Origin of the sequence: Streptomyces avidinii, from assembly GCF_014650695.1 — a bacterium.
GTDB lineage: Bacteria > Actinomycetota > Actinomycetes > Streptomycetales > Streptomycetaceae > Streptomyces > Streptomyces avidinii.
Window position 1 is genome coordinate 578018 of record NZ_BMVL01000003.1, and the last position, 17126, is coordinate 595143.

At 73.4% G+C, this 17126-nt stretch carries 14 protein-coding genes and 1 pseudogene; 8 read left to right on the top strand and 7 right to left on the bottom strand.

Going from position 1 to position 17126, the window contains the following annotated elements:
• The first annotated feature begins 24 nt into the window (after window positions 1–24).
• The gene (locus IE257_RS10720; RefSeq protein ID WP_189967128.1) at window positions 25–1080 is read left to right on the top strand and encodes an NAD-dependent epimerase/dehydratase family protein; all 1056 of its coding nucleotides are present in this window, start codon (window positions 25–27) and stop codon (window positions 1078–1080) included.
• Here the strand turns inward: IE257_RS10720 and IE257_RS10725 are convergent.
• Together IE257_RS10725 and IE257_RS10730 are read right to left on the bottom strand one after the other, a co-directional pair.
• Window positions 1077–2189 carry a sensor histidine kinase gene (locus IE257_RS10725; RefSeq protein WP_189967130.1) on the bottom strand — a complete coding sequence of 371 codons (1113 nt, stop codon included), beginning with the start codon at window positions 2187–2189 and terminating at the stop codon, window positions 1077–1079. The genes IE257_RS10720 and IE257_RS10725 overlap by 4 nt on opposite strands.
• Window positions 2182–3024, bottom strand: coding sequence for a response regulator transcription factor (locus IE257_RS10730; RefSeq protein WP_189967132.1), 843 nt, complete (start codon window positions 3022–3024; stop codon window positions 2182–2184). Before IE257_RS10730 ends, IE257_RS10725 begins: the two co-directional genes overlap by 8 nt.
• A 123-nt stretch (window positions 3025–3147) precedes the next feature.
• Here IE257_RS10730 and IE257_RS10735 point away from each other — a divergent pair, with 123 nt between their 5' ends.
• From IE257_RS10735 to IE257_RS10745, 3 genes are read left to right on the top strand one after another with little or no spacing between them, the layout of a single operon-like run.
• Entirely contained in the window at window positions 3148–3864 is a 717-nt protein-coding gene (locus IE257_RS10735) for a glycosyltransferase family 2 protein (RefSeq protein WP_189967134.1), read from the top strand.
• The gene (locus tag IE257_RS10740; RefSeq protein WP_189967136.1) at window positions 3861–4481 is read left to right on the top strand and encodes a TIGR04282 family arsenosugar biosynthesis glycosyltransferase; all 621 of its coding nucleotides are present in this window, start codon (window positions 3861–3863) and stop codon (window positions 4479–4481) included. The genes IE257_RS10735 and IE257_RS10740 overlap by 4 nt, the downstream gene beginning before the upstream one ends.
• Complete coding sequence (locus IE257_RS10745; RefSeq protein WP_189967138.1) at window positions 4478–5224, top strand: class I SAM-dependent methyltransferase; 747 nt, start codon at window positions 4478–4480, stop codon at window positions 5222–5224. The genes IE257_RS10740 and IE257_RS10745 overlap by 4 nt, the downstream gene beginning before the upstream one ends.
• A 79-nt stretch (window positions 5225–5303) precedes the next feature.
• On the opposite strand, the gene IE257_RS10750 is transcribed toward IE257_RS10745, so the two are convergent.
• Together IE257_RS10750 and IE257_RS10755 are read right to left on the bottom strand one after the other, a co-directional pair.
• Window positions 5304–5726: a hypothetical protein gene (locus IE257_RS10750; RefSeq protein ID WP_189967141.1), complete on the bottom strand. Its 423-nt coding sequence runs from the start codon at window positions 5724–5726 to the stop codon at window positions 5304–5306.
• Entirely contained in the window at window positions 5726–6868 is a 1143-nt protein-coding gene (locus tag IE257_RS10755; protein WP_189967142.1) for a molybdopterin-dependent oxidoreductase, read from the bottom strand. The genes IE257_RS10750 and IE257_RS10755 overlap by 1 nt, the downstream gene beginning before the upstream one ends.
• Before the next feature lie 113 nt (window positions 6869–6981).
• Here IE257_RS10755 and IE257_RS10760 point away from each other — a divergent pair, with 113 nt between their 5' ends.
• The 3 genes from IE257_RS10760 to IE257_RS10770 are packed head-to-tail and all read left to right on the top strand — an operon-like array spanning window position 6982 to window position 9946.
• Entirely contained in the window at window positions 6982–8439 is a 1458-nt protein-coding gene (locus tag IE257_RS10760) for a glycosyltransferase 87 family protein (protein WP_308278261.1), read from the top strand.
• A gap of 33 nt (window positions 8440–8472) precedes the next feature.
• Window positions 8473–9342, top strand: a complete 870-nt coding sequence (locus IE257_RS10765) for a metalloregulator ArsR/SmtB family transcription factor (protein WP_189967146.1) — start codon at window positions 8473–8475, stop codon at window positions 9340–9342.
• Between the two features lie 22 nt (window positions 9343–9364).
• Window positions 9365–9946, top strand: coding sequence for a dihydrofolate reductase family protein (locus IE257_RS10770; RefSeq protein ID WP_229920251.1), 582 nt, complete (start codon window positions 9365–9367; stop codon window positions 9944–9946).
• Between the two features lie 63 nt (window positions 9947–10009).
• On the opposite strand, the pseudogene helR reads toward IE257_RS10770, so the two are convergent.
• Window positions 10010–12172, bottom strand: a pseudogene (gene helR, locus IE257_RS10775) (RNA polymerase recycling motor ATPase HelR).
• 429 nt (window positions 12173–12601) lie between these two features.
• Between helR and IE257_RS10780 the strand changes: the two are divergent.
• The gene (locus IE257_RS10780) at window positions 12602–13915 is read left to right on the top strand and encodes a hypothetical protein (RefSeq protein WP_189967150.1); all 1314 of its coding nucleotides are present in this window, start codon (window positions 12602–12604) and stop codon (window positions 13913–13915) included.
• Here the strand turns inward: IE257_RS10780 and IE257_RS10785 are convergent.
• Together IE257_RS10785 and IE257_RS10790 are read right to left on the bottom strand one after the other, a co-directional pair.
• A complete protein-coding gene (locus tag IE257_RS10785) occupies window positions 13910–15556 on the bottom strand; it encodes an MFS transporter (RefSeq protein ID WP_189967152.1) in 1647 nt (548 codons plus the stop codon). The two genes, IE257_RS10780 and IE257_RS10785, sit on opposite strands and share 6 nt — an antisense overlap.
• 112 nt (window positions 15557–15668) lie before the next feature.
• Window positions 15669–17102 (bottom strand): DUF2252 domain-containing protein, encoded by a 1434-nt coding sequence (locus tag IE257_RS10790; protein WP_189967154.1) that lies wholly within the window; start codon window positions 17100–17102, stop codon window positions 15669–15671.
• Window positions 17103–17126 lie beyond the last annotated feature (24 nt).

Consider the following 17126-nt stretch of genomic DNA (forward strand, 5'->3'; position numbering starts at 1 on the left):
CCGTACCCGGCATAGCGTCGGGGCATGCGTGTACTTGTGACTGGAGGCGCGGGCTTCATCGGCTCGCACATCGTCGCCGAGCTGATCGCCCGTGGGCACGAGCCGGCGGTCTTCGACCTGGCGGACGACGGGCGGGACGTACGGGACCCGGAGGCGGTGGCCGAGGCGCTGGCGGGCGTGCAGGCGGTCTGCCACCAGGCGGCCAGGGTGGGACTGGGGAAGGACTTCGGGGACGCCCCCGGCTACGTGTCGGCCAACGACCTGGGCACCGCGGTGCTGCTGGCCGAGATGGCGCGGGCGCGGGTTCCGAGACTGCTGCTCGCCGGATCGATGGTCGTCTACGGCGAGGGACGCTACGAGTGCCCCACCCACGGCACGGTCCGGCCCGGGCCGCGTGACGAAGCCGACCTGAGGGCGGGGCGGTTCGAGCCGCGCTGCCCGGTCTGCGGCGCCGACCTGGCGCCGGGGCTGGTCGCGGAGGACGCCCCGATGGACCCGCGGAACGTCTACGCCACGACCAAACTCGCCCAGGAACACCTCGCGTCCTCCTGGGCCAGGGCGACCGGCGGACGCGTCGTCTCGCTGCGCTACCACAACGTCTACGGGCCCGGGATGCCCCGCGACACCCCGTACGCGGGGGTGGCCGCGCTCTTCCGGTCCTCGCTCGCGCGGGGCGAGGCGCCGCGGGTCTTCGAGGACGGCGGCCAGCGGCGGGACTTCGTCCACGTGCGGGACGTGGCAGCGGCCAACGCGGTGGCCCTAGAGGCCCTGACCGGGGCGGACGCGGCCGGCGGGCCCGCGGGATTCGCCGCCTACAACGTCGGCAGCGGGGACCCGAGGACCGTCGGCGACATGGCCGAGGCGCTTGCGGCCGCCTGCGGAGGCCCGGCCCCGGTCGTCACCGGTGAGTACCGCCTCGGCGACGTCCGCCACATCACCGCCGACTCGGCGCGCCTGCGCCACGACCTGGGCTGGCGCCCCGCGATCCCCTTCACCACGGGCATGGCCGAACTCGCCGCGGCCGCGGACGCCCCGAGCCCTGCCTGGGCCGCAGACAGGGTACGGAAAGGGACTGCCTAGCCCGCGGCCGCGGGCAGGGTCAGTTCGAAGCGGCAGCCGCCCGAGACGTTGCGGACGTGCGCGTGGCCCGCGTGGGCCTCGACGATGCCCCGGACGATCGCGAGGCCCAGGCCCGCGCCCGAGGGCGGGGTGCGGGCCGGAGTGCCGCGCCAGCCGGTGTCGAAGACGCGCGGGAGGTCCTCCTCGGGGATACCGCCGCAGGCGTCGGTGACCGAGAGCACCACGGAGTCCGCCCGGCGTTCGGCGGCGATCGCGACCGTACCGTCGGCCGGGGTGTGGCGGATGGCGTTGACCAGGAGGTTCGACAGGACCCGGGTCATCTCCTTGCCGTCCACCTCCACCGGCAGCGAGGCCACCCCGTCGCCGACCAGCCGTACGCCGTGCTCGCGGGCCAGCGCGTCCGTGCCGGCCAGGGCGTCGCCCACCAGGTCGTGCAGGGACATCCGGGTGAGGGTGAGGGACAGCGCGCCCGCATGGATGCGGGAGAGCTCGAACAGGTCGCCGACCATGGAGTTGAGGCGGTCCACCTCCGTACGCATCTGCCGGTGGTAGCGGGCGGGGTCGGCGGCCATGCCGTCCTCCAGCGCCTCCGACATGGCGCGCAGCCCGGCCAGCGGGGTGCGCAGATCGTGCGAGATCCAGGCCACCAGCTCGCGCCGCGAGGCCTCCAGGGCCCGCTCGCGTTCCCGGGAGGCGGCCAGCCGCTCGCTGGTGAGGGACAGCTCGCGGCTCAGTGCCGTCAGCTCCGCGGGGGCGGGTATCACCGGCGCCGCGAAGGTGCCCTCCTCCCCGAAGACCCGCGCCGCGGCGACGAGTTCCCGGCAGCGCCGGACCACCTGGCGGCCCAGCAGCAGTGCGGTGGCCATCGAGACGGCGGCGGCCGTCGCGACGACCATGGTCACCACGAACAGGTCGTGGGAGGACAGGAACATCGCCCAGGCCACCGTCAGCGTCCCGGCGAGCATCGCGGTCACGGCGACCGCGGCGACGATCGCGAGGGAGACGGCAACGCTGCGTCGGCGCAGTATGCGCAGGGCCACGGCCCCGAGCAGGCCGGCGGCGCCCGCGCCGAGGAGGGCGTACAGGGCGATCAGCAGCAGATCACGCATGGCCGTCCTCCGCCCCGACCGCCGGCGCGGTGCCGGCCTCCGGGGCCGCCTCGAAGCGGTAGCCGGCGCCCCACACGGTCCGGATCAACTGCGGACTGCCCGGATCGTCCTCGATCTTCCCGCGGAGCCGCCGCACGTGCACGGTGACCGTCGACAGGTCGCCGAAGTCCCAGCCCCAGACCTCGCGCATCAGCCGCTCCCGGTCGCACACCTGACCGGGGTGCCGCAGGAAGTAGGCGAGGAGATCGAACTCCCGCAGGGTGAGCGCGAGTTCCCTGCCCTCCTTGTGGACCCGGCGGGCCGCCGGGTCCAGCGTCAGTCCCGCCACCGCGAGGCGCGGACCGCCCTCCGGAGCACCGGACGGGCCGCCGGCCTGCGCCCGGCGCAGGACCGACCGGACCCGCAGGACGAGCTCCCGCGGACTGAACGGCTTGGTCACGTAGTCGTCCGCGCCCACCTCCAGGCCCAGGATCCGGTCGTCCTCGTCGCCGCGCGCGGTGAGCATGATGACCGGGACGGGCCGGCCGCCGTTCTCCCGGCCGCCGCTCTCGCGGGCGCGCAGCCGTCGGCAGACCTCCAGCCCGTCCATCCCGGGGAGCATCAGGTCGAGGACCATCAGGTCGGGACGGTGCTCCTCGGCGGCGCGCAGGCCGGCCGGGCCGTCCGCGGCCAGGCGCACCGTGAAACCGGCCCGCTCCAGGTACCCGGCCACGACCTCCGAGACGGTCGGATCGTCGTCCACGACCAGAACGCTGCCCAGGGCGCCGCCCCGCTCGGTGTCGGTCCCGTCGGCGCGGGGCTGCTCGTTCGCACGGTCCACATTGCTCACTGCCATGGCTCCAGGCTGTCATCCACCGGGCCCCTCGTGTGGCGCGGACCCCCTCGGGCGGGACGGCGTCCGCGTTTCGTAAGGTCTACGGGCCCCTTTTCCGCCGTCGCGATTCCTACGGTGTGGAGGGTGACTTCATCAGCCAGTTCTCCGCCCCGCGCGGACCTCGTACTGCCGTGTCTCGACGAGGCGCAGGCGCTTCCCTGGGTGCTGGCGCGGGTGCCGGCCGGGTGGCGGCCCATCGTCGTCGACAACGGATCGACCGACGGCTCGGCGGAGATCGCCCGCAGCCTGGGCGCCACCGTCGTGCACGAGAGCCGGCGCGGATTCGGCGCCGCCTGCCACGCGGGGCTCCTCGCGTCCCGCGCCGACCTCGTCTGCTTCTGCGACTGCGACGGCTCCATGGACCCCGGGCTGCTCGCCGCCATGGCGGTGCGGGTCGCCGCCGGTGAGGCCGACCTGCTGCTCGGCCGCCGCCGCCCGCAGGGGCGCGGCGCATGGCCCGTGCACGCGCGTGCCGGGAACCTGGCGCTGGCGCGGATGCTGCGCCGCCGCACCGGGCTGCGGCTGCACGACCTCGGACCGATGCGGGTCGCGCGCCGCGAGGCGCTGCTCGGCCTGCAACTGACCGACCGGCGCAGCGGCTACCCGCTCCAGATGGTCGTCCGGGCCGCGGACGCCGGTTGGCGCGTCGCCGAGACCGACGTCCCCTACCTGCCCCGCTCCGGGAAGTCCAAGGTCACCGGTACCTGGCGAGGCACGTGGCAGGCGGTGCGCGACATGCGCAAGGTGCTCGCCGAGCCGCCGGGCACCCGCTCCGCACCCACCGAAGGGGTTTCCGCATGAGCACCCTCCTCGTCATCGCCAAGGCCCCCGTCGCAGGCCGGGTCAAGACCCGCCTCACCCCGCACTTCACCCCCGAGCAGGCCGCAGACCTGGCCCGTGCCGCGCTCCGGGACACGCTGGCCGCGGTACTGGCCACCCCGGCCCGGCGGCGCGTCCTGGTGCTCGACGGAGCGCCCGGGCCCTGGCTGCCCCCCGGCATCGAGGTCGTCCCGCAGTGTGCGGGCGATCTCGACGCCCGGCTGGCCGCGGCCTTCGCCGGGGCCGACGGGCCGACCCTGCTCGTCGGCATGGACACCCCGCAGGTCACCCCGGAACTCCTCGCGCGGGGACTCGACTTCAGCGAGGCGGACGCCTGGTTCGGCCCCGCCGACGACGGCGGGTTCTGGGCGCTCGGCCTGGCCGAGCCCGACCCGGCCCTGCTCCTCGGCGTCCCCATGTCCCTGCCGACCACGGGCGAGCTGCAGCGCGGCCGGCTGACCGCCTCGGGGCGCGCGGTACGGGACCTGCCCGAGCTGTGCGACGTGGACACGCCGGCCGACGCGGCGCGGGTCGCCGCCGCCGTCCCCGGTACCCGCTTCGCCGCCCTGCACTCCGGCCTCCGCGCGGTGACCCGATGACCGCCCAGCTCACCGAACCGGCCCGCACCGCATCCGGTCGCACCGCATCCGGTCGCACCGAATCAGGCCGCACACAATCAGGCGGCACCGAACCCGCCGCCACCGAATCCGTCCTCACCTGGCAGGCCGACCCCTACGCCGACGCGCTCCGCTCCGGCCGGGGCCCGCTCTACCTGCGACGCTCCGACGGCTGGCTGCTCCCGCTGGACGTGGAGCGCTGGTGCGCCGAGCCCGACGAGGCGGACGAGGGCGTCCTCGCCCGCTGCCGCGGACCGGTCCTGGACATCGGCTGCGGCCCCGGGCGCCTCGTCGCCACCCTTGCCGCACGCGGGCACCGGGCGCTGGGTGTGGACGTCACCCCGGAGGCGGTGGCCCGTACGACACAGGCGGGCGGCAGCGCCCTGTGCCGGTCCGTCTTCGATCCGCTGCCCGGCGAGGGCCGCTGGGGCACGGTCCTGCTCATCGACGGCAACATCGGCATCGGCGGCGACCCGGCCGCCCTGCTCCGCCGCTCCGCCCGGCTCGCCGCACCGGGTGGCTCCCTGCTCGTCGAGGTGGCCACCGCAGACATGGACGAACGCGTCGATGTGCACGTCGACGACGGCCGCGGCGGCCACGGAGCCCCCTTCCGGTGGGCCCGGCTCGGCGCCCGCGCCCTGTGCGCCGCGGCCCCGGACGCCGGCTGGACCCGGTCCGTGCCCTGGCAGGCCGCGGGGCGCGCCTTCGTGGCCCTGCAGCGCTGACCGACGTACGGGAAGGGGGGTGACGTGGCGACCACGTCACCCCCCTGCTGCGTCGACCGGCAGACGCCGTGGGCCGGCGTCAGCCCTGTGGTTTCGCAGCGCGTCGCCGCGCCACCCGCCGTACGCAGGCGCGCGCACCGGCGTACCCGGCCGCGAGCACGGCGAGGACCGCCATCGCCAGCAACCAGTTGCGCGGATAGTCCAGCGGCAGCACCGTCGCGTTGGCCACGCCGCCGGGCCGCAGGAGCGGCGGCAGGGCGATCACCGTCAGCGAACCGGCGACGATCAGCGCGGCGCGCGCCGCCCCGCGCAGCCGCAGACCCGCGGCCGCGGCGAGCGCCGCGACCGCGATCACCAGCGGAGCGACCAGTGCGTCGTGCACGAGGACGCCGCCCGCGAGCCACCCGGCGATCCGCCAGGGCTCGGGCTCCCGCACCAGCAGGAACCCGCCGAAGGCCATCACGACGAGACCGAAGCCGCCGACCGCGTACCGGAACGCCATCACACGACCTCCAGCCGGCCGACCCATTTGGTCTGGAGCACGCCCGGCCGGTTCGGAGCGATGATCCGCGCCGGGTATCCGTGGTCCAGCGACAGCACCTCTCCATTGAGGCGCAGCGCCAGCAGGGTGAGCGGGTCCTGCGCGTACAGGCGGCCCATTTCCATCACCCGGTACGCCCCCGCCGCTTCCATCGACACCACCCGGCAGCGCGCATCCGGTCCCGCTCCGGCACGCTCCAGCAGGTCCCGTACCCGCACGCCCGTCCACCGGGCGGACTTGCTCCAGCCCTCCACACACGCGATGGGCAGGGTCACCTCGTGCTGCGGGAGCGCGCGCAGTTCGGCCAGGGTGAGGCTGTACGGACGCGGCCCGGCCAGGGTCAGCCGCCAGTCGGCCAGCGAGGCTTCGGTGACCCGCGCGGCGGCCGCCGTACGGTTCACCGGAAGCCCCTGGGGCCCGTGGGCCGGGCTGCGCGGTGCGAACAGGGCCGCCGGGCCGAGCACGGTGACGGACTGTCCGACGGTGGCCAGCGTGACCGCGCCGACCCCGGCCGCGACGGCTGCCAGCAGCTGCCGCCGGTCCGGCCCGTCGGCCTCGGGCAGGGCCAGGGTGCCGGGGGAGCGGCGCGTGAAGTGCTCGCGGATCCGCGGCCATTGCACGGCGACGTGCAGCAGCATCGCCCCGAGCAGGAGCCAGGCGACGGCGTAGTGCACGGGCACGAAGGAGAACGGCCAGGGGTACCACTGAAAGGTGTTCAGCAGCCCGGTGAACAGCTCGAAGATCCCGGCGGCGACGAGCACGGCCACCGAGAGGCGCTCCAGGGCATGCCGTACGGACCGCACCGGGGGCCGGGCGAAGAGCCGCGGGTAGACGGTCCACAGCTTGGCCAGGAGCAGCGGGATCGCGGCGATGCCGGAGGCCACGTGCAGGCCCTGCGTGAGCCGGTAGCCCCAGTACGGGCGGCTCGGGAGCCGGTCGGCGAGCCAGGGCGGCGGGTGCTGGAGGTAGTGGCTGAGCACGCCGGTGGCGAAACAGACGAGGACGGCGAGGCCGAGCAGACGGCCGATGACCGTCGCCGTCCGGGCGTCGTGCAGCCGCGCCCCGAAGGTGACGGGCGGGCCGTGGGGTGGAGTGAAGGGCATGCGCCCATGACACCCCCGGCAGGGCTCCGGCGGGCGGTCGGAACACCTTACGGAATGCGGACATGCGGGGCTGCGGGCCCCACTTCCGGGGCGGTTGCTGGAACGCTGCGGGCGTGAAACCGCGTACCGCCCCCGCCACCGCCCCCGCCGCCGGTCGCGTCGCGACGGCAGGCTCCGCCGCCGCCACCGTCGTCACCGCCGCGGTGCTCGCCGCCCTCACGGCCGTCCTCGTCCTCACCGTCCGCCACGACGGCTACTTCACCGACCCCGCCGGGCTGTTCGGCCGGTACGCGGCCTGCTGGGCGCTGTTCGCCCTCGCCCTCCTCGCGCTGCGCAGGGTTCCGGTCGCCCGCGTCCTGCCGCTGCTGCTCGCGGGGGCCGTCGCCGTCACCGTGACCGGGCTGGTGGCAGCGCCGCGGACCAGCACCGATTCCTACCGCTATGCCTGGGACGGCCGGGTCCAGTCGGCCGGCATCTCCCCCTACGACCACGCCCCGCAGGATCCGGCAGTGGCCCCGCTGCGCGACCCCTGGCTCTTCCCGACCGGAGCCGCCTGCGCAGGACCGGACCGGGCCCGCATCCCCGGTGGCCCCGTCCGGCACTGCACCCGGATCAACCGGCCCGCCGTGCACACCATCTATCCGCCCGTCGCCGAGGCGTACTTCCTTGCGGTCGACCGGCTCTCCCCGGAGGGCGCCCGGCACAAGCCGCTCCAGATCGGAGCCGGTCTGCTCTCCCTCGGCGTGACCGGTGCGCTGCTGCTGATCCTGCGCCGCCGGGGCCGGGGCCGGGACCTGCGCCGGGCCGCCTACTGGGCCTGGTGTCCGGCGGTACCGGTCGAGGCCGTCAACAACGCGCACGTGGACGTACTGGGCGTGCTGCTCGCCGTGATCGGCCTCGGCCTCGTCGCGGCGCGGGGCACCGGCCGCCGGGCGGCCGGGGGCCTGGTCCTGGGTGCCGCCGTGGCCACCAAGCTGATGCCCGCCGTCGTGATGCCCGGGGCGCTGTCCGGGGTGCGGCGGGTCCGCGACGCGGCCGCCGTCCTGGTTCCCGCCGCCGTCTTCGTCCTGCTCGCCTACCTGCCCTACGTGTTCCTCTCGCACGACTCCGTCCTCGGTTACCTGGGCGGTTACGTGGACGAGGAGGGCTACGACGACCCCTCGGCGGGCTCCCGTTACGCCCTGCTCCGCCTCGTCCTGCCGGACGACCGGGCGTTGCCGGTGCTGCTCGTCGCGATGGCGGGGGTGTCCCTCTACGTGATGTGGCGCGGCGACCCGCGCCGTCCGTGGAGCGGGTCGCTCCTCGTCACCGGCTGGGCCTTCGCGCTCCTCACTCCCGGCTACTCCTGGTACGCCCTGCTCCTGATCGCCCTGGTGGGCCTGGACGGGCGCTGGGAGTGGCTGGGCGTTGCCGTGGCGGGGGCGGCCGTCTACCTCCTCGCACCCGTCTTCGGCCACCGGTCGGCACTGAGCGCGACCGTGTACGGCGCCGCGGTGCTCCTGGTCCTCATCGCCTCCGCGGTCCGGTGGCGGCACCGTACGAGCTGCACACGGTCCAGAAATATTCCTTGACGCGAATATGTGCCGTGGAGAATACTTGGACTCATGGACGCACTCCTCGCGGCACTGGCCGACCCGGCCCGCTGGCGGCTCGTCGGTCTGCTGGCCGAGCGACCCCGCCCGGTCGGGGTCCTCGCCCAGCTCGCCGAGGCCCGCCAGCCGCAGACGACCAAACACCTCCAGACGCTCGAACGCGCCGGCGTCGTCACCTCCCGGCGCACCGGCCGGCGCCGCATCTACGCACTGCAACCCGACCCCCTGCGGGACCTGGCGGCCGCGCTCGGCCGGCTCGCCGATACCGCCGAGCGGGCCGGTGGACCGCGCGAGACCTTCGACCGCTACGGGACCGGCGTCGACACCGAGCGGCTGGCCGCGCAGGAGCCGGGGTGGGCGGACGGCCGCTCCTTCGCGTTCCACCGGTCGCTGACCGGGGGTCCCGACCTGGTCTGGCGCCACCTGACCGAGCCCGACCTGCTCGCCCGCTGGTGGACACCCGACGACCTGCGCGTCGGCGAGCTCGTCTTCGAGGCGTGGCCCGGCGGGCGCATCGTCCTGGAGTACCGGGACGCCGAGGACACCGACGGCTCCGACCAGGTCGCCGGGCACGGGGAGGGCGTCGTCGACGACGCACGCCCCGGCGAGCACCTCGCCTACCGGCTCTCCCCCCGGCTGCCCGACGGCAGCATCGCCTTCACCGCGCACGTCGACTTCGACCTCCGGCCCACCGGTGCCGAAACCGGTAGCGGTACAGGCGCCGGCACGGACCTCGACATCCGTTACCGGATCACCGACAGCACGATCGGCTCCGCCGACTTCGTCGCGGGCATCGAGATCGGCTTCGGCCAGAGCCTCGACCACCTCGCCGATGCCCTCGGCGCCTCTCGGCACGCCACTCGGAAGGAAGTACAGCCATGACCGACCCCCCCCCGGACGCAAGGTGACCGCGAACATCGCACTCACCCTCGACGGGCGCTACAACGGGCCCGGCGGGCCCGGCGATCTGGGCGCCATCGTCCGCTACGCGACCACCGAGGTCGCACGGGACCACCTCACCCGTATCCGGGAGGGCGCGACCACGGCCCTCCTCGGCCGGCTCAACGCCGAGGGTTTCCTCGGCTACTGGCCGACGGTCGCCCAGGACGAGAACGCCGATCCGCGCGATCGGGGATACGCGAAGTGGCTGGTCGACACGGACAAGGTGGTCCTGTCGACCACCCTGTCGGAGGCGCCGTGGGACCGCACCCGCGTGGTGAACGCCCCGGCCGCCGATGTCGTCGCCGAGCTCAAGGCCACCGGTGAGGGCGAGATCCTCGTCAACAGCAGCCCGAGCGTCATCAAGCCGCTGCTCGCCGCGGACTTGATCGACCGGTTGTACCTCCTGATCTGCCCCGAGATAGCCGGGGGCGGGCAGCGGCTGTTCGAGGACGGTCTGCCCGGCTCGCAGTGGCGGGTGGCCCGCCAGGAGACCGGGGAGCTGGGCGAGATCGCCTTCGTCTACGACCGGGTCCGGCAGGGCTGAGCGCGGCGCCCCGCCCGCAGCGCGCCGACCACAGCGACCCGACCGCGGCCTCCCGGTTCTGCGTCAGGAACTCGTGAGGACGACGAGTTGCTGCGTCGCGCGGGTCATCGCGACGTAGCGGTCGACAGCTCCCTCGATGCCGGTGCCGAAGGTATCCGGGTCGATGAGGACGACCAGGTCGAACTCCAGGCCCTTCGACAGCGCAGGGGTCAGCGAACGGACCCGCGGCCTCGCCCGGAAGGCGCCCGCCTCGCCGGCGTGCGCGCCGATGACGCAGGCCACTCCGTCGGCGTGGGCTTCGAGCCAGCCGTCGAGGACCGAGTCCAGATCCGAGACGGATCCGTGGACGACGGGAACACCGCTGCTGCGGACGGAGGTCGGCACGTTCGCGTCGGGGAGCGCTTCCCGGATGGCCGGCTCGGCCTCCGCCATGACCTCCTCGGGCGTCCGGTAGTTGATGCTCAGGGAGGCCACGCTGATCCGGTCGAAACCGATCTGCTCCAGGCGTTCCTGCCACGACCGGGTGAACCCGTGCCTGGCCTGGGCACGGTCCCCGACGATGGTGAAGCTCCGGGACGGGCAGCGGAGCAGCAGCATCTGCCACTCCGCGTCGGTCAGTTCCTGGGCCTCGTCCACGACGATGTGCGCGAACGGTCCCGCGAGCCGGTCCGGATCCACGCTCGGCAGCGCGCTCTCATCGATCAGGCTGTCCTGGAGGTCCTTGCCGCGCAGCATCGTCACCGCGCCCTCGCCGTCGTCGTCGGCCGCGAGGATGTCGTCGATGACGCCGGCCATGCGCTCGCGTTCGGCGGCCACCGCGGCGTTGTGCCGCCGCAGCCTCCGAGCAGCCTCGGGATCGCCGAGCCGCTGCCGGGCCGCGTCCAGGAGCGGCAGGTCGGACACCGTCCAGGCCTGGGCGTCCGCGCGCTGCAAGGCCGAGACGTCCTCGCGGCTGAGCCAGGGGGCGCACATCCGCAGGTAGGACGGTACGGACCACAGGTCGCCGACGAGATCGGCCGCATCGATCGTCGGCCACGCGCGGTCGAGCGTCCCGATCAGCTCCTCGTCGTGCCGCAGCGCCCTCCGCAGCACGTCGGCCGACAGGTCCTCGTCGTCCAGTTTGTCGAACAGGATCGTCAGCAGCTCCTCCCAGATCTGCTCGCGCGCCTCGTTGTGCGGGGTACCGGCTGCCGCCCGGAAGGCCTCGGCCCAGTCCTCCGGGCCCAGCGGGACGTCGGACCAGGGGGTCGTGACCGTCATCTCCCCGGTCGGCGGCTCCTCGTAGATCCTGACGGCCTTCTCGATCGCCTTCACCATGTCCGCGGACGACTTCAGCAGCGCCACCCGCGGATCGGCCTCCGCCGCCGCCCCCGCACCCTCGGCGACGAGATCCCGCACCGTGCAGGTCTGCACGCCCTCCTCACCGAGACTCGGCAGGACGTCGGCGACATAGGCCAGGTAGGGCTGGTGCGGGCCGACGAACAGGACGCCGCCCCGACGGTGACCGAGGCGGGGGTCGGAATAGAGCAGGTGGGCGGAGCGGTGCAGCGCCACCACGGTCTTGCCCGTACCGGGACCGCCGTCGACGACCAGCGCGCCCCGGGAACTGGCGCGGATGATGGCGTCCTGGTCCGACTGGATGGTGCCGAGCACGTCACGCATCCGGGGCGACCGGCTGCTGCCCAGACTCGCGATGAAGGCGGACTGGTCGTCGAGCGCTGCGTGCCCCTCGAACCCGTCGGCGGTGAACACCTCGTCCTAGTAGTCGCCGATCCGGCCGCGGGTCCAGCGGTACCTGCGGCGGCTCGCCAGCCCCATCGGGTGGGCGTGGGTCGCGGCGAAGAACGGTTCGGCCGCGGGCGAACGCCAGTCGATCAGCAGCCGGCCCCCCGAGCCGTCGGTGAGGCCGAGCCGCCCGATGTACACGGGCTCCGGGTCGTCCGCACGGACGATGCGTCCGAGGCACAGGTCCAGGCCGAAGCGGCGCAGGGCCCGCAGACGGCCCGTCAGGCGGTGGATCTCCACGTCCCGGTCCATCGCCTCGCGGCCCAGCCCGCCGGGCGCCCGGCGCAGCTCGCCGAGACGGTCGGACAGCTCGGTGATCGCCTGCTCAAGGCTCTCCCCAAGGGCTGCGAAGTGCTTCTCGTCGCCCCCGACCAGGGCCGGGCCGGCCTTGGCGGAGAGGCGGTCGGGAAGGTCGAACGCACTGGTGGTCAGCGAGTTCATATCAGCGGCACGCACTCTGTGGATCTCCCGTTTTCGCAGGTCCTGGCTTCGAGGAGCGATTCTGCGGTACGACCGGGGCCTTGCCGCAAGCCCCCCTGTGCGCTATAAGTTGAGAGTGGAAAGAGGTGGGTTCTCCCCCTTTCCCCTGAGGGTCCGCTCCGTTCGGACGTCCTCCGTACCGATCTTCTCGCCGAGTCGCACCACGCTGCGCGCACCGGCCTGCCCGGCGCTCCCCGGCTTTCCCCTTCCGGCGAACCCCGCACCCGACCCCGTTCATCCGTCCGGCCGAGCACCGGATGCCGCCCGGCGCGGGCCGGGGCAGGCTGTGGGGGCAAGGAGAGCCGCCACCACCGCCTGCCCCGGCGCACCTTCAGCGTCATCCACCGATCCTTCGGGATCCACGGCTCCCGACCCCGTAGGAGGTCAGCCATGCAGGGTGACGAGAACGCGGGCGAACTCGCGGCACTGCGAGCCAGGGTCGCCGCCCTGGAGTCCGAGGCCGCGCAGCGGACCCCGCCGAAACACCGGATGAAGTCCCTGCTGTCCGCGCTGCTGATCATCATCGGCTGTGTGCTGGCCCCGCTGGGCATCGTGGCGTCGTGGACGTCCAGCATCGTGGGGAACACGGACCGCTACGTCTCCACGGTCGCCCCGCTGGCCTCCGACCCCGATGTGCAGGCGGCCGCCGCGAACCGCGTCACGGCCGCCCTCATGGAGCACCTCGACCTCGCCACGCTGCTGGAGGACGCGGCCCCCGAGCAACGGCCGCTGCTCCAGAAGGCACTGGGCAAGCTCGGCGGCTCGCTGGAGAGCGCGGTCAGCAGCTTCGTGAAGGAGAAGGCGCAGGACGTCATCGCCTCGGACCAGTTCGAGACGATCTGGACCAACGCCAACCGCACGATCCACACCTCGCTGGTCAAAGCCCTGACCGGCAGCGGCGACGGCGCGGTGGAGATCAAGAACGATGCGGTGACCATCGACCTCGCGCCGGTCATCGAACAGGTCAAACAGCGGCTCGTGGACGCCGGGATGGGCGTCGCGGCCAGGATCCCCGAGATCCACACCGACTTCACCGTCGTGCAGTCCAACGACATCGGCCGGGTCAAGACCGGCTTCCGGCTCCTCGAGATCCTCGGCCTGTGGCTGCCGATCATCGCCGTGCTGCTCGTCGCAGCGGGGGTCCTGCTCTCCGCCCACAGGCGCCGCATCCTGGTCACCGCGGCCCTCGCGGTGGCGTTCTCCGTCGCCGTCCTCGGCCTCGGGCTGACCGTCTTCCGAACCGTCTACCTCAACGCCCTCCCGGACACCGTCTCCCAGGCCGCGGCCGGCTCCGTCTACGACGCGATGATCCGCCTGCTGCGCACGACGATCCGCATGGTCGTGGTCCTCGGCATCGTGATCGCCCTTGCCGCCTGGCTGTCCGGCCCGGGCAAGTACGCCACCGCCGCCCGCCAGATCTGGCACTCCGGCATCGTCGCGACCCGCGCCACGGCCGACAGGCTGGGCCTGCGCACCGGACCGGTCGGCCCGTTCATCCGGCGCCACCGAGCCTGGTTCACCTGGGGCCTGGTCGCGATCGCCGTCATCGTCTACATCCTGTGGTCCTACCCGACCGGCTGGGTGGTCGTGGGCCTCGCCCTCGCCCTGCTCTTCGCCCTGGCCGTCACGGACTTCCTCGCCGAGGACACCTCCGCCCCCGTAGACGGGACGGACGAGAAGTCCCCGAGCCCGCACCCGTCATGACGTGGCGCCCGCCGGGTCGCGTGCAGCGCCCGGCTGGGCCGCCGGGATGCGCTGGGTGAAGAAGAGCGCGACCAGCGCGGCGAGAGCGAGGATGCCGAGCGAGGCTCGCAGCCCGTCGATCCGCGCCTCCTCGTTCGCGTCCAGCGCCGCCTGTGCCACCGCCGGGTCCGTTCCCGCCTCTTCGAGCGCCGTGGTGAGCTGTGCGTCCGACAGGAAGGGGGCGGTCCCGGCCAGTGCGGTGTGCGCCTGGCTCTTGACCTCGGCCGGGATCGCCGGGTTCTCGTCGATGGTGGCGAGGAACGACCCCGTCAGCACCGCGATCATGATCGATCCGGCGACGGCGGTGCCGATCGAGGCCCCGAGGTTGGTGACGGTGTTCTGGATGCCCCCGACCTCGGCGGTCTGCTCGTCCGGTACGGCCGACACGGTGACGGCCCCGAGCTGCGAGGCGAGCGCCCCGATCCCCAGCCCGATGAGCAGCATGGGTACGGTGACGACCTCCGGGCCGGAATCGGGGGTCAGGGCGGCCATCAGGATGACGGCCCCGGCGAACATCGCCAGGATGCCGAACCGCACGACGCGCCGGGGCGAGGCGTTCGGGCGGAACTTGGGGATCCCGATCGCGGCGGCGAGCAGGGTGACGGAGAGCGGCAGGATCAGCGCGCCCGTGTGGAGGGCCGACAGACCGAGGGCCACGGACAGGTAGAGCGGGACGACGAAGAACACGCCCATCTGCACGAGGTACTGGAAGAGGAACATCGTCAGCCCGCCGGAGAGCTGCTTGTTCCGCAACAGCTCCGGGTCGACCAGCGGTTCGACGCCCCGCGCCACCAGGCGTGCCTCCCAGCGGAAGAACAGCCAGACCAGCAGCAGCCCGGCCAGTACCAGCCAGACGACGGGCGAGAGGTGGAACCAGGAGGGGCCCTGCGGCTTGGGCCGGAACCAGCCCCATTCGCTCGTCCGGAGCACGCCGAACACGAACAGCCCGATGCCCGCGGCGGACAGGATCGCGCCCGGTACGTCGATCCGCGGCCGGTGGTCCGGAGGCGCGTCGGCGATCCGGCGGGCCAGCAGCAGGATGACGAGTACGACCACGACCTCGCCCGCGAACACCCAGCGCCAGGAGAAGAAGGTGGTCGCCGCGCCGCCGATGAGCGGTCCGACCGCGATCGCCACCGCGGCCGCCGCCGCGACGAGACCGTACGCGGCGGGCCGTTGCTCCTTGTCGAAGTTGGACGCGACGAGCGCCACGATCGCCGGCAGGATCAGTGCCGCTCCCACACCCTCCAGGAACGACCAGCCCAGCAGCAGGACCGGCAGGTTCGGGGCGATCGCGGTGGTGAAGGACCCGAGTCCGTAGATGACGCAGCCGATCATGAACGCCCGTTTGCGGCCGATGAGCGCGCCCACCTTGCCACCGCTGATCATGAGCATCGCCATGACCAGGGTGTAGGCCGTGATCGCGCCCTGCATCCCACTCACGGTGGTGCCGATGTCCTCGGCCACCGTGGCGATCGAGACGTTCATCACCGAGCTGTCCAAAGCCATCAGGAACTGCCCGGCAGCGAGCGTCAGCAGGATGGGTTTCGTGTTCCCCGCATTCCCCGCCGTCCCGGCCGGGCCCGCCTTCGACGCTGTCATGGGCGCAGCGTGCCACGGCCGGGCTGGTCGGCCGGGCACCTCGCCCGCCGGGTCAGCCGACTGGCGGTAGCGGCGGCCCGTTCCGGCGCAGGCCGTGGTGGCGGGGTCCGGCTCAGGCCGCGGCGGCGGTCACCTGGCCGGACGCGATGGCGTCCACCAGCTGCTGGTGGTCGCGCTCGTTCAGGTCCGCGTAGCTCTCCGCGAACCGCACCAGCGCCCGGTCGAAGACGTCGCTGCGGCCCAGGTACGCAGCGATCGCGACGCGGTCGCCGGACCGGGCGTGCGCCCGCGCCAGGGTGATGCCGCACAGGCCCGCGAAGGCCCGCATCCCGCGCGGCACCATCCGGGCGGGTTCGGCGATGCCCTTCCAGTCGCGCAGCTGGCGTACGTAGAAGTCGCGTTCGCGGCCGTCGATCCCGTGTGTCTGCTGCCAGCCGAGGAAGATGTCGCTGGCGGCCTGCATCAGCCGTTGGCCCGCGACGACCCGCTCGCCCTCGTTGGCGTACTCGCTGGCACCGGCGAACTCGGCGAGCACCGATTCACCGGCCTCCTTGGCCTGGAGGATCAGCGGGTCCTCGCCGTCGCGTCCCAGCAGCAGCACGATCCAGCAGCGCGTGCCGACACTGCCGACGCCCACCACCTTGCGTGCCATGTCGACGATGGTGAACTGCTCCAGCAGGTGTCGCCGGTCGCTCTGGAGGCTGTCGCCGTACCGTCCGACCAGGTTCCGGATCTGGCTTTCGAGGGCCTCCGGCTTCTGGTCCGGCAGCAGTTCGGACAGCGGTGTGATCAGCTGCGGCACGGCGGCGAAGCGGCGCCGGCCGTCGACCACTTCGGTGAGCTTCTCGAACGCCTGCAGGCTGTCGCGCCCGCGCGCCTTGCTCACCGCCTCCGATACGGTCCGGCGGCCGCGCGTGTGCAGGGCCTCCTCCGCCACCGCCTGGAGATGGGTCTCGTCCACCCTCGCGTACCAGACCTCGAGATTGCGCATCTTGGCGAAGCGACGCATCTGCTGCCGGTAGGAGCTCACCCCCGACCGTACGATGTCCGCGCGCTCGCGGTCGGAGTAGCCGTTCTCCCGGCCGGCGATGACCAGGCTCGTCGCGAGCCGCTTGACGTCCCATTCCCACGGCCCGGGCAGCGTCTCGTCGAAGTCGTTGATGTCGAAGAGAAGGTTGCGCTCCGGCGAGCCGAGCAGCCGGAAGTTCAGCATGTGCGCGTCCCCGCACAACTGGACCCGGATGCCCGAGTCGGGTGTGTCGGCCAGGTCGCTCGCCATGATCGCGGCGGCACCCCGGTAGAAGCGGAACGGTGCCTCGGCCATCCGGCCGTAGCGGATCGGCACCAGCTCCTGGATCCGGGTGGCGGACTGCCGCTCGATGATGTCCACCGGATCCGCCCGGTGGGAGGACGGCTCGAATTCCCCGTGGGCGGACCGTGGCGTCCGCGCCCGGGCGGCCCGGCCGTTCGCGGCCCGCTCCGCCACCGACGGGCCGGGCCCCTCGTTCTTCGGGGCTTTGGTCGTGGTCGTGTCGCGCTTCGTCATCGCTGTCAGCCTCCAGGCGACCAG

Bases quoted from the DNA above. Each gene is read 5' to 3' on its own strand.
- IE257_RS10785 (WP_189967152.1), bottom strand. From the start codon at position 15,556: ATGACAGCGTCGAAGGCGGGCCCGGCCGGGACGGCGGGGAATGCGGGG.
- IE257_RS10725 (WP_189967130.1), bottom strand. From the start codon at position 2,189: ATGCGTGATCTGCTGCTGATCGCCCTGTACGCCCTCCTCGGCGCGGGC.
- IE257_RS10750 (WP_189967141.1), bottom strand. From the start codon at position 5,726: ATGGCGTTCCGGTACGCGGTCGGCGGCTTCGGTCTCGTCGTGATGGCC.
- IE257_RS10720 (WP_189967128.1), top strand. From the start codon at position 25: ATGCGTGTACTTGTGACTGGAGGCGCGGGCTTCATCGGCTCGCACATC.
- IE257_RS10745 (WP_189967138.1), top strand. From the start codon at position 4,478: ATGACCGCCCAGCTCACCGAACCGGCCCGCACCGCATCCGGTCGCACC.
- IE257_RS10790 (WP_189967154.1), bottom strand. From the start codon at position 17,102: ATGACGAAGCGCGACACGACCACGACCAAAGCCCCGAAGAACGAGGGG.
- IE257_RS10740 (WP_189967136.1), top strand. From the start codon at position 3,861: ATGAGCACCCTCCTCGTCATCGCCAAGGCCCCCGTCGCAGGCCGGGTC.
- IE257_RS10755 (WP_189967142.1), bottom strand. From the start codon at position 6,868: ATGCCCTTCACTCCACCCCACGGCCCGCCCGTCACCTTCGGGGCGCGG.
- IE257_RS10780 (WP_189967150.1), top strand. From the start codon at position 12,602: ATGCAGGGTGACGAGAACGCGGGCGAACTCGCGGCACTGCGAGCCAGG.
- IE257_RS10765 (WP_189967146.1), top strand. From the start codon at position 8,473: ATGGACGCACTCCTCGCGGCACTGGCCGACCCGGCCCGCTGGCGGCTC.
- IE257_RS10730 (WP_189967132.1), bottom strand. From the start codon at position 3,024: ATGGCAGTGAGCAATGTGGACCGTGCGAACGAGCAGCCCCGCGCCGAC.